11 protein-coding genes are annotated in these 11600 nt (G+C 67.7%); 6 read left to right on the forward strand and 5 right to left on the reverse strand.

Annotated features, from left to right (window positions below):
- Positions 1–50: 50 nt before the first annotated feature.
- Positions 51–704, forward strand: a complete 654-nt coding sequence (gene fsa / locus AC1RNC_RS25505) for a fructose-6-phosphate aldolase (RefSeq protein WP_492816370.1) — start codon at positions 51–53, stop codon at positions 702–704.
- A 151-nt stretch (positions 705–855) separates the two neighbouring features.
- On the forward strand, positions 856–1089 hold the full coding sequence (locus tag AC1RNC_RS25510; protein WP_492888788.1) for a hypothetical protein: 234 nt from the start codon (positions 856–858) through the stop codon (positions 1087–1089).
- 2 nt (positions 1090–1091) lie between these two features.
- Here AC1RNC_RS25510 and AC1RNC_RS25515 read toward each other — a convergent pair whose 3' ends face one another.
- Entirely contained in the window at positions 1092–1328 is a 237-nt protein-coding gene (locus tag AC1RNC_RS25515) for a zinc ribbon domain-containing protein (RefSeq protein WP_492888789.1), read from the reverse strand.
- Positions 1325–1759, reverse strand: coding sequence for a MarR family winged helix-turn-helix transcriptional regulator (locus AC1RNC_RS25520; protein ID WP_492888790.1), 435 nt, complete (start codon positions 1757–1759; stop codon positions 1325–1327). Before AC1RNC_RS25520 ends, AC1RNC_RS25515 begins: the two co-directional genes overlap by 4 nt.
- Before the next feature lie 138 nt (positions 1760–1897).
- Between AC1RNC_RS25520 and AC1RNC_RS25525 the strand changes: the two genes are divergently transcribed.
- Together AC1RNC_RS25525 and AC1RNC_RS25530 are read left to right on the forward strand one after the other, a co-directional pair.
- Positions 1898–3292: a pyridoxal-phosphate dependent enzyme gene (locus AC1RNC_RS25525; RefSeq protein WP_492888791.1), complete on the forward strand. Its 1395-nt coding sequence runs from the start codon at positions 1898–1900 to the stop codon at positions 3290–3292.
- Positions 3293–3301: 9 nt separating this feature from the next.
- Positions 3302–4477 (forward strand): trans-sulfuration enzyme family protein, encoded by a 1176-nt coding sequence (locus tag AC1RNC_RS25530; protein WP_492888792.1) that lies wholly within the window; start codon positions 3302–3304, stop codon positions 4475–4477.
- Here the strand turns inward: AC1RNC_RS25530 and AC1RNC_RS25535 are convergent.
- The gene (locus AC1RNC_RS25535; protein WP_492841445.1) at positions 4407–5396 is read right to left on the reverse strand and encodes a mechanosensitive ion channel family protein; all 990 of its coding nucleotides are present in this window, start codon (positions 5394–5396) and stop codon (positions 4407–4409) included. The two genes, AC1RNC_RS25530 and AC1RNC_RS25535, sit on opposite strands and share 71 nt — an antisense overlap.
- Before the next feature lie 144 nt (positions 5397–5540).
- Here AC1RNC_RS25535 and AC1RNC_RS25540 point away from each other — a divergent pair, with 144 nt between their 5' ends.
- Positions 5541–6701 carry a DegT/DnrJ/EryC1/StrS family aminotransferase gene (locus AC1RNC_RS25540; RefSeq protein ID WP_492888793.1) on the forward strand — a complete coding sequence of 387 codons (1161 nt, stop codon included), beginning with the start codon at positions 5541–5543 and terminating at the stop codon, positions 6699–6701.
- Between the two features lie 93 nt (positions 6702–6794).
- Complete coding sequence (locus tag AC1RNC_RS25545; protein WP_492888794.1) at positions 6795–8045, forward strand: multidrug effflux MFS transporter; 1251 nt, start codon at positions 6795–6797, stop codon at positions 8043–8045.
- Here AC1RNC_RS25545 and AC1RNC_RS25550 read toward each other — a convergent pair.
- Both AC1RNC_RS25550 and AC1RNC_RS25555 read right to left on the reverse strand, forming a co-directional pair.
- Positions 8042–9814 (reverse strand): ATP-binding protein, encoded by a 1773-nt coding sequence (locus tag AC1RNC_RS25550; RefSeq protein ID WP_492888795.1) that lies wholly within the window; start codon positions 9812–9814, stop codon positions 8042–8044. The genes AC1RNC_RS25545 and AC1RNC_RS25550 overlap by 4 nt on opposite strands.
- Before the next feature lie 58 nt (positions 9815–9872).
- A complete protein-coding gene (locus tag AC1RNC_RS25555; RefSeq protein ID WP_492888796.1) occupies positions 9873–11501 on the reverse strand; it encodes a cisplatin damage response ATP-dependent DNA ligase in 1629 nt (542 codons plus the stop codon).
- Positions 11502–11600 lie beyond the last annotated feature (99 nt).

The following is an 11600-nucleotide window of genomic DNA, read 5'->3' on the forward strand; positions in this document are numbered from 1 at the left end:
TCGGGCTAAACCGGCGCAACTCCCGACATAGAAGAGCAGCGCGAGCGACCATGCAGATCTTCCTCGACAGCACCGACACCAAGGTGATCGCCGACCTGGCCTCGACCGGCCTGATCGACGGCGTGACCACCAACCCGACCCTGATCGCCAAGTCGGGCCGTCCGATGCTGGAAGTGATCGCCGAGATCTGCGACATCGTCCCGGGTCCGATCAGCGCCGAAGTGGCCGCCACCACGGCGGACGCCATGATCGCCGAAGGCCAGAAGCTGGCCAAGATCGCCCCGAACGTGGTGGTCAAGATCCCGTTGACCCGCGATGGCCTGATCGCCTGCGCCGCCTTCGCCGACGAAGAGATCAAGACTAACGTCACCCTGTGCTTCTCGCCGACCCAGGCCCTGCTGGCCGCCAAGGCCGGCGCGACCTACATCTCGCCGTTCATCGGCCGTCTGGACGACTATGGCTTCGACGGCATGGACCTGATCCGCGACATCCGCGCGATCTATGACAACTACGGCTACGAGACCGAGATTCTGGCCGCTTCGGTGCGCAACGCCGCCCACGTCAAGGAAGCCGCGATCATCGGCGCCGACGTCGTCACCATCCCGCCGGCGGTGTTCGCCGAGCTCTACAAGCACCCGCTGACCGACAAGGGTCTCGAGCAGTTTCTGAAGGACTGGGCCTCGACCGGCCAGTCGATCCTCTAAGGCTGTCCTGTAAGGGATTGCGCGTTCCGGGCGGGGTTTCACTCGCCCGGGAGGCGATCAAGTGATCACAGTTTATTTCGCAGGGGCGAAGCTGGTTCGCAAATGCGAGTTCGTGCGTTAAGTCTTGGTCCGTTCACAGAGGGCCACGCACATGGTTCCGACCGTCGCCGAGACCGAAGTTCGCCTGGCCGGCCCCGAAGAGGCCGACCGCTTCTCGCGATTCCTCCACGGTTTCCTGTCGGCCAATGACTTTCCGTTCGTGATCGTCCACGACGCGCCCGAGTACCTGGGCCAGTTGCGGCGGGTGGTGTTCGAGGACGTCTGCCTTTCCCGCAAGTTCGCCAGCGAGTGGCTGAACCAGCGTGGCACGGCCGGGACGGCCTGACCTTAAGCCGAAAGGCGCGCCTGGACCTCGGGATGGTCCTTCCAGGCCGGCATCTTCGACATGTAGATGATCGTCTCGGTTTCAGCCTGGGCGCGCGGGCTGCCGCGCCGCTCCTGCCACTGCACCATGCGCTCGAAGCGGGTCGGGAAGTCCTGCAGAGCGCCGCTCTCGTCGACACAGTACTGGCAATAGGGACCGGACTCGATCGGCATGCCGCAGCTTTCGCAAGCGTGGCTCATGGGCGGGCTCCTCTCAGCTGGGCGACGAACGCCCGGAAATGATCGATCAGCGCCTGGCGCTGCTGGGGCGACAGATTGGCGCCGGCGGCGGCCAGCGCGTCGAGGTCCAGGACGTTGCGACTCTCCAGCAAGGCGGCCTGGCCGGCGTCGGTCAGCCAGACCAGACTGCGGCGGGCGTCGGTCGGATCGCGGTCTCGGGTCAGCAGATCCTTATCGACCAGATGATCGACCATCTCGGTCAGGGTGCTGGGCGCGCGGTCGACATGGCGCGCCAGCTCGCCGGCGGTCAGCGGCCCGGCGGCGGCCAGATGGTCCAGCAGCGCCACGGTCTCGGGCGATAGCCGTTCGCGCTTGTCGCGCACGCGCCGGACGGCGGCCCGGTAGGTCGCGCGGAACAGATCCTCGAAATCGGCGGCGAAGACGTCGGTCATATAACGAGGCTATGAGGGGTGTGATCCTTCGTAAATCCCGAACGAACCCCTATGTCCGACGGCCCTGGCTCTCTTCCCTTCTTTTAAAAAACAGGCCTAGCTGGGGGAAATCGTTTCACCAGGCTGCGGAGCTGCGCCATGAACGACCCTAAATTGGGCCTTCCCGGCATTGCCGGTTCCGCGCTCGACCTGATCGGCCGCACGCCCATGGTCGAGGTCAGACGCCTCGACACCGGCCCGTGCCGGCTTTTCCTCAAGCTCGAAAACCAGAACCCGGGCGGTTCGATCAAGGACCGCGTCGCCCGTTCGATGATCGAGGCGGCCGAGGCCGACGGCCGGCTGAAGCCGGGCGGCACGATCATCGAGGCCACGGCCGGCAATACGGGCCTGGGCCTGGCGCAGGTGGCGGCCCTCAAGGGCTACAAGCTGATCCTGATCGTCCCCGACAAGATGGCGCGGGAGAAGATCCTGCACCTGCGGGCCATGGGCGTGGACGTGCGCCTGACCCGCAGCGACGTCGGCAAGGGCCACCCGGAATACTATCAGGACATGGCCCAGGCCCTGGCCCAGTCGATCCCCGGGTCGCTCTACGCCAACCAGTTCGAGAACCCGGCCAATCCGCTGGCCCACGAGACCACCACGGCGCCCGAGCTGCTGACCCAGATGGAGGGCGACATCGACGCCATCGTCGTCGGCGTCGGCTCGGGCGGCACGCTCACCGGCATTGGCCGCTACATGAAGGCCCACTCGCCCAAGACCAGGATGGTGCTGGCCGATCCGGTCGGCTCGATCCTGCGCGACTATGTGGAGACCGGGACCTTCGGCGAGGCCGGCAGCTGGATCGTCGAGGGCATCGGCGAGGACTTCATCCCCGACAACGCCCAGATGGACCTGGTCTCCCAGGCCTATTCGATCAGCGATCGCGAGAGCGTCGACACCGCCCGACTGTTGCTGAAGAAGGAAGGGATTCTCGGGGGCTCGTCCTCGGGCTGCCTGCTGGCGGCGGCGCTGAAATACTGCCGCGAGCAGACCGAGCCCCAGCGGGTCGTGACCTTCGTCTGCGACACCGGCGGCAAGTACCTGACCAAGATGTTCAACGACTTCTGGCTGGCGGCGCACGGCTTCGACGGTCGCGAGCTGCACGGCGACCTGCGCGACCTGATCGCCAAGCGCTACGCCGAGGGCGGCGTCATCGCCATCGGGCCCGACGACACGCTATTGACCGCATATAACCGCATGCGCTCGTCCGACATCAGCCAGTTGCCCGTGGTCGATCATGGCAAGCTGGTCGGCATCCTCGACGAGAGCGACGTGCTGGCCGCGGTCGAGGCGGGCGACGAGGCTCCGCGCTTCAAGACCCTGGTCGGCGCGGCCATGACCCGCGCGATCAACACCCTGCAGGCCCGTCAGAGCGTCGATGACCTGCCCGAGGTGTTCGATCGCGACGAGGTAGCGCTTGTGGTCGACGGGGAGGAGTTCCTAGGTGTGATCACCCGAGTCGACCTGATCAACCATCTGCGCCTCAGCGCTTGAAGGACCCGCATGACCGACATCCCCGGCAAGAACCGCCTGGACTTCGCCACGCGGACCATCCACGGCGGTCAGTTCCCCGACCCGACCACCGGCGCGGTCATGGTGCCGATCTACGCCACCTCGACCTACGCTCAAGCCAGTCCTGGCGAGCACAAGGGCTTCGAATATAGCCGCAGCCACAACCCGACCCGCTTCGCCTTCGAGCGCTGCATCGCCGACCTGGAGAGCGGGACGGCGGGCTTCGCCTTCGCCTCGGGCCTGGCGGCGGCCTCCACGATCCTGGAGACCCTGGACAGCGGCGCGCACGTGATCGCCAGCGACGACCTCTATGGCGGCTCGTTCCGGCTGTTCGACAAGGTGCGCAAGCGCTCGGCCGGCCTGACCTTCAGCTTCGTGGACATGGCGGACCTGGCGGCCGTCGAGGCGGCGATCACCCCGGCCACGCGGATGATCTGGGTGGAGACCCCGACCAACCCGATGCTGCGCCTGGCGGACCTGGCCGCCATCGCGGCCCTGGCCAAGAAACACGACCTGGTCACCGTCGCCGACAACACCTTCGCCAGCCCGTTCATTCAGCGGCCGCTGGAGCTAGGCTTCGACATCGTCATGCACTCGGCGACCAAGTACCTGAACGGCCACTCCGACGTGGTCGCGGGCGTGGCGGTGGTCGGCGACAACGCCGAGCTCGCCGACAGGATGAAGTTCCTGCAGAACGCCGTCGGCTCGGTGCTCGGCCCGTTCGACAGCTTCCTGGCGCTGCGCGGGGTCAAGACCCTGGCCTTGCGCATGCAGCGCGCCTGCGACAGCGCTCTGGAGATCGCCCGGTGGCTCGAGCAGCACCCAGCCATCGAGCGCGTCATCTATCCAGGCCTGGAAAGCCACCCGCAGCACGACCTAGCCAGGCGCCAGATGACCGGCGGCTTCGGCGGCATTATCTCGGCCGAGGTAAGGGGCGGCCTCGCCCCCGCGCGCCGGATGCTGGAGCGCACGCAGCTCTTCACGTTGGCCGAGAGCCTGGGCGGGGTGGAGAGCCTGATCGAGCATCCGGCCATCATGACTCACGCCTCGATCCCGGCCGATCAGCGCGCGGCCCTGGGCATTTCAGACGGCCTGATCAGGCTTTCGGTGGGGATTGAGTCTTGCCGGGACCTGATTTCCGACCTCGACGCGGCTTTATCAGGCTGAGCAGGTGATGGTGCTCTCCCTCGCCCGGCATGGCGGGTGAGGGATCCTTGGCCTTGGTCGGGCGCGGCGGCGGAAGATCGTCGCGAGCTGGGTCCTCGGCCAGCAGATGGGCGGCCAGCATCAGGTCGGTCTTGACCGGGCCGAAGTCGGCGGCCGCCGTCCAGACGCGGATCGCGGCCTGGGCGAACGCTTCCGACAGGTCGACGACCTCGATCATCACCGCCGGCTCCTTGCGGATGCGCGCGTCGCTCTCGGCCCGCTCGCGCAGGCGCTTGAGGACCATGACGAGGTCCGTCTTCAGCGGCACCTTGAACAACACGTCGGCCCGGCGGCTGCGATGGCTGGAATAGTTCAGGATCACGTCGCCGAACACCTTGCTGTTGGGGATCATCACCTTGACGTTGTCGGGGGTGGCGATCTCGGTGAACAGCAGGTCCAGGGACTTCACCGTGCCCTGGCGCGTCACCGTCTCGATATAGTCGCCCACGCGGTAGGGCCGGAACAGCAGGATCATCACCCCCGCCGCGACGTTCGAGAGGGCGCCTTGCAGGGCCAGGCCGATGGCCAGCGACGCCGCGCCCAGCACCGCGATGATCGAGGTGGTCTGCACGCCCAGCTGCTGCAGCACCGCCACCAGGCCGACGGCGATCACCGCATAGCGCACCAACGAGGCGCCGAAGCTCTCCAGGGTCGGGTCGGGATTGTTCCGATGCACCCGGCCCAGGCCCCTGCGGATGACCCGCGCCGCCCAGCCGGCCACCCAGAAGGTGACCAGCAGGATCAGGGCGGCGACCACCAGGTTCACCGCCAGCTTGCCCAGCCAGTCCAGGAAATGTCCGAACATGGTCTCGTCGGCCTTCACGTTGGCGAGCGACGGCAGGGACGTATCCGCCGGGATGATGCTGGGCTTGGTCTGCATGGAGTTCTCGATAGGCGCCCCCGCCACGTTCGGTCAACGACAAGACGAGCCCGCGGTTCCGCTTGATCGTCCTTGTGGCGTGGAAACAGTCGGTTACATCAATTGGCTCGAAATCGTCGCGATCGGACACTAGAGGCTGCGCCCATGAGCATGCCCTTCATCGACCTCGCCGCGCAGCAGCGCCGGATCCGCGACAAGATCGACGCCGCCATCGCCAAGGTGCTGGACAGCGGCGCCTATGTCATGGGCCCGCAAGTTCGTGAGTTCGAGGCCAAGCTGGCCGAATTCGGCCAGGCCAAGCTAGCCTTGTCCTGCGCCAACGGCACCGACGCCATCGCCCTGCCGCTGATGGCCTGGGGGGTGAGCGAGGGCGATGCGGTGTTCTGCCCCTCCTTCACCTTCGCCGCGACGCCGGAAGTCGTGCCGTGGGTCGATGCGACCCCGGTGTTCGTGGACGTCTTGCCCGACACCTACAATCTCGACCCGGCCAAGCTCGAAGCCGCCATCGCCGCCGTGAAGGCCGAGGGCAAGCTGACGCCCAAGGTGGTGATCGCCGTCGACCTGTTCGGCCAGCCCGCCGACTACCCGGCGATCAAGGCGATCTGCGACCGCGAGGGCCTGAAGCTGATCGCCGACAGCGCCCAGGGTTTCGGCTGCACGCTGAACGGCCATCACCCGCTGCATTGGGCCGATGTCGCCACCACCAGCTTCTTCCCGGCCAAGCCGCTGGGCTGCTACGGCGACGGCGGGGCGGTGCTGACCAATGACGCCCATCTGTGGAACCTGATGGACAGCTACCGCGTCCACGGCAAGGCGGTCGGTCCGGACCTCGAGGGCAAGACCTTCGACCACGACCCCAAGTACCTGAACACCCGCATCGGCATGAACTCGCGCCTCGACACGATCCAGGCGGCGATCCTGATCGAGAAGCTGGCGATTTTCGCCGAGGAGATCGCCCTGCGTCAGGTGGTGGCGGACCGCTATGCGCAGGGCCTGAAGGGCGCTGTGATCTCGACCCCGGCCGTGATCGAAGGCGGCGTCTCGGTCTGGGCTCAGTACGTGATCGAGCACGCCAACCGCGACGGCCTGGCCGCGCACCTGAAGACGCAAGGCATTCCTACCGCGGTCTACTATCCCGTCCCGATGCACGTGCAGGCGCCGTACGCGGCCTTCCCGCGCGGCGCGGGCGGCCTGCCCGTGACGGAAGCCAAGGCCGAGACCGTTCTGGCCCTGCCGATGCACCCCTATCTCGGCGAAGCCGACCAGGCGAAGATCATCGAGGCGATCCGGGCTTTCAACGGCTGATCGAGACAATCAGGTCTGGCGTCTCGCGCGCCAGGCCCTATATGCCGCCCTCATGCGTCTCGTGCCGGGGCGTCAGCCCGCGCGAGAAAATCCATGTCCGACACCGCGCCATCGCCGCATCCCGGCATGGGCTTTGGCCAGTTCGTCACCCTGATCGCGGCGATGATGGCCACCAATGCGCTGGCCATCGACTCGATGCTGCCGGCCCTGCCGCACATCGGCGAGGCCCTTGGCGTTCACGATCCGAACGCCCGCCAGTGGGTGATCACCTCTTACCTGCTGGGCTTCGGCGTGGCGCAGCTGGCCTATGGCTCTCTGGCCGACCGTTATGGCCGCAAGCCGGTGCTGATGGTCGGCCTGACGCTCTACACGCTCTTCGCCGCCCTCTGCGCCTTCTCGACCTCGTTCGAGATGCTGCTGATCGCCCGGTTCCTGACTGGCCTCGGCGCGGCGTCCACGCGGGTGCTGTCGGTGTCGATCGTCCGCGACTGCTATGCCGGCCGCCAGATGGCGCGGGTGATGTCGCTGGCCTTCATCGTCTTCCTGGCCACCCCGATCATCGCGCCCTCGCTGGGCCAGGCGATCATGCTGTTCGCCTCGTGGCGCTGGATCTTCGGCGTGCTGTCGATCTTCGGCCTTTTCGTCATGGCCTGGGCGGCGGCCAAGCTGCCGGAGACCCAGCATCCGGAGGACCGGATCCCGATCTCGGTCGCCGGCGTCACCTCGGCCTTCAGGATCGCCCTGACCGACCGTATCGCCATGGGCTACACGATCGCCGCCGCCCTGGTGCTGAGCGGGCTGTTCGGCTTCCTCAACTCGGCTCAGCAGGTGTTCGCGCAGGTGCTGGGCGCGGGCGACACCTTTCCGCTGATCTTCGCGGCCATCGCCGGAACCATGGCGGTCTCGTCGCTGCTGAATTCCCGGATCGTCGGGAAGTTGGGCATGCGCAAGGTCTCGCACTGGGCGCTGATCGGCTTTATCGCCTTCGCCGCCGCTCACGCGGTGATCGCCATCACCGGCCAAGAGACCCTGCTGAGCTTTTCCCTGATGCAGGCCGGCATGATGTTCTGCTTCGGTCTGGTCATGTCGAACTTCGGGGCCATCGCCATGGAGCCGCTGGGTCATGTGGCGGGCGCGGCCGCCTCGATCCAGGGTTTCATCACCACGATCGGCGGCGCGCTGTTCGGCTTCATCATTGGCCAGATGTTCGACGGCACGACCGTCCCTCTGACCCTCGGCTTCACCGGCTTTGGCCTGGCGGGCCTGGTGACGGTGCTGGCCACCGAGAAGGGCCGCCTGTTCCAGACCGGCGCCTCCGCCGCGACACCGGCGGCGGCGCACTAGCTCAGGCGGCTTCCTTTGGCCAATTCCTCGGGCTTGGCGCGGTCCAGCGCCGCGTAGAGAGCCCGGATATCCAGCGGCTTGGCCAGCCAGTCCGTCATGCCGGCCGCGCGGCAGGCCTGGACCTCCTCGTCGGCCACCCCGGCGCTGAAGCCGATCACCGGGGTGTCGTGATTGAGGCCGCGACCCGCCCGCAGGCGGCGCGTGGCCTCGCGGCCGTCGAGGCCCGGCATGTTGACGTCCATCAACACCACGTCGAAGGCCCGGGCCTCCAGATGCTTCAGCGCCTCCAGCCCGTCCGGGGCGGTGGTCAGTTCGACACCCAGGGGCTCCAGAACCAGGGCGAGCGTCCGACGGTTCACCTCGTGATCGTCGACGGCCAGGATTCGCAAGGCGCCGATGTCCGGCGTCGCGCGCTCGGGCTGGGCGACCGGGCGCGGAGCCTCCTGTTCCTGGCCCGCGGGCAGGGTCAGGGTCAGGCGAAAGATCGCGCCGCGTTCCGGACCTGGACGGGCGTCCAACTCGCCGCCCATCAGTCTGGCCAGCTGGCGGCTGACCGCCAGGCCCAGTCCCGTACCGCCATAGGTCCGCGCCGTCTCCTGGGAGGCCTGGGCGTAGGGCGTGAACAGCCGGCTCATCGCGTCCGTGGTGATGCCGGGGCCGCTGTCCTCGACCTCGATGACCACCCGCACCCGACCGTTCTCGGCGGGGTGGGCGCAGAGGCGCAGGGTGATCACCCCGTCCTCGGTGAACTTCACGGCGTTGGACAGCAGGTTGTTGAGGATCTGGCGCAGTCGGAACGGGTCGCCGCGCACCCAAGCCGAGGGCTGCTCGCCGGGCGGCTCGCGCAGGGTCAGGCCCTTGGCGCGGGCGTTGGCGCTCCAGAAGCGGGTGGCGTCGCGGATCGCGCCCAGGGCGTCGAAGTCGCGGTCCTCCAGGCTCATGGCCCTGGCCTCGATCTTGGCTTGGTCCAGCATGTCGGTCAGCAGGCCGGTCATCAGGTGCCCGGCGTCGATGATCAGATCGGCCGTGGCGTGGATCTGGGCCGGAGTGGTTCCCGCGCGGATCATGTGCGCGCCGGCCAGGATCGCCGACAGCGGCGTGCGCAGTTCGTGACTGACGATGGCGGCCATGGCGGTGCGTTCCGACAGGGCCTCCTCGGTCTGGATGCGGCGGCGGTCGGCCTCCTCGCGGGCGGCGACCACGGCGCGGCGGTCGTTGTGCATCCGGCTCCAGATCGTGTGGACGGCCAGCATGAAGAAGCCGACGCACACCGCCAGGATGGTCACCAGCCCGCGGGCGGAATTCCAGGCCAGGGCCGGCATGGCGGCCATGCTGAGCGCATAGGGCGTCACGCCCAGATAGAACAGAGGCCGGCTGTCGACGCCCGAGGCGACATTGTTCAGCGCCCCGCCGACCAGGACCATCAGGGCCAGGGCCATCAGCGGCGGCTGACCGCTCTGCCAGAAGATCAGCACCGCGCCCGCATGCACGGAGGCCATGGCCACCATGGCGACCAGCATCAGCACGATCCGCGCCTGGAGATGGCGCTCGGGGAAGCGGCCCTTGACGAACGGCCGGACGGCGACGAACTCCAGCGCCTGCACCGACAGGCTGGCGGCCAGCCACAACGGGATCAGGTCGGGGCGGCCGATCAGACTCAACGCCCAGCTCAGCAGCGCGGTCAGGCCGACGCGGGAATAGACCTGGCGGTAACGCTCGATGGCGTTGACCCGCAGGTGCGGCAGCAGTGACGCAAGGAAGGGGGACATCGGCGTACTCCTCGCAATCTTGCGTAGGGGCACATGGCAAACGAGACGTGAACGCCGATCAAGGATCCAGCATGATTTCCAATGTTCTGAGTTCGTCGGCCTCGCGCGAGGGCTTGTCCCAGCGGATGCGGTTGATGCGCGGGAAGCGCATCGCCACCCCGGACTTGTGCCGCGTCGAGCGCTGCAGCCCCTCGAAGGCGACCTCGAACACCAGGCCGAACTCCAGGTCGGCGCGGACCGAGCGCACGGGACCGAAGCGCTCGATCGTGTGGTCGCGGACGAACTTGTCGATCCGTTTCAGCTCCTCGTCGGTGAAGCCGAAATAGGCCTTGCCGACCGGGGTCAGGACGCGGCGCCCTTCCTCGTCCTCGCGCCAGACGCCGAAGGTGTAGTCGGAATAGAAGCTGGACCGCTTGCCATGGCCGCGCTGGGCGTACATCAGCACCGCGTCGATCAGGTGAGGGTCGCGCTTCCACTTGAACCACGGCCCCTTGGGGCGGCCGGGCTCGTAGACGCTGTCGCGGCGCTTGAGCATCAGGCCTTCGGAGAGCCTCGCGTCACCTTCGGGCGGATCCAGGCGCAGGGCGGCCAGCGCCTCCCAGGTCTCGAACGGTTGAAGGGGCGACAGGTCGATGCGGGTGGTCGAGAGCCGCGCCACGAACGCCTCCAGCCGCGCGCGGCGCTCGACGAAGGGCAGGGACCGCACGTCCTCCTCGCCGTCCAGCATCAGGTCGTAGGCGCGGATGCCGGCCGGGAACGCCGCCAGTTGCTTGCCGTCGACGGTCTTGCGGTTCAGCCGCTGCTGGAGGTCGCCGAACGGAGCCAGGGCGCCGTCGCGCAGCACCAGCAGTTCGCCGTCGATCGCGCCCTCGAAGTCCAGGGCCTCGACCACGTCCGGGAAGGCTGCGGAGATGTCGTCGCCGGTGCGGGTGTAGAGCCGCCGCTCGCCGCGCTCGGATACGGCCTGGACGCGGATGCCGTCCCACTTCCACTCGGCGACGTAGTCGGCCGGATCCAGCTTGGCGAAGTCGACGGCCTCGTCGATCGGCTGGGCCAGCATCACCGGCCGGAAGCGGCCCGGCGCGTCCGGCGACGGACGTTCGGAGCGGCCTTCCAGCCAGGCGAAAAGATCGCCGTAAGGCGGTTCAAGAGCATGCCAGACTTCCTCGACCTCGCCGACCTCGACGCCGCCGAAATTGGCGCAGGCCTGCTTGGCTAGACGCGAGGAGACCCCCACGCGAAGCCCGCCGGTCATCAGCTTCAGCAGCGCCCAGCGGCCGTCGGGGTCCAGCGCGTCCAGCCAGCCCTCGATCAGCCGCTGGACCTCGGTCCGCGAGGCCGAGCGCAGGGCCTCGATCACCTCGGACAGCTCCGGCGGCCGGTTGGCCCCGGGCCATTGTCTGGAAGAGGGGGCGGGCCAGACCAGGGCGACGGTCTCGGCGAGATCGCCCACATAGTCGTAGGACCAGGCGAACAGTTGGGCGTCCATCCGCGCCTCGACGGCCTTGCGGATGAAGGCCGGCTTGGCGGCGTTGAACGACAGCGCCCCGGTCAGGGCCGCCAGGGCGTATCCGCGATCGGGGTCTGGGGTCTGGCGCAGGTGGTCGGCGATCAGCGTCAGCTTGGCGTTGCGCGAGCTGGTCAGGGACAGCCGGTCGAGCAGATGGGCGAAGGCGCGCATGGACATGGAATGTCGGTCGGCCCGTTTCCGTTCAGCTCGCGCCATATCGCGATGCGCCAGCCCCTCGCGCAAGGGGGCGGTCGATGCTAGATTAAAACAATTGTT

The organism is Caulobacter sp. GW822-FHT01G02, from assembly GCF_058802865.1.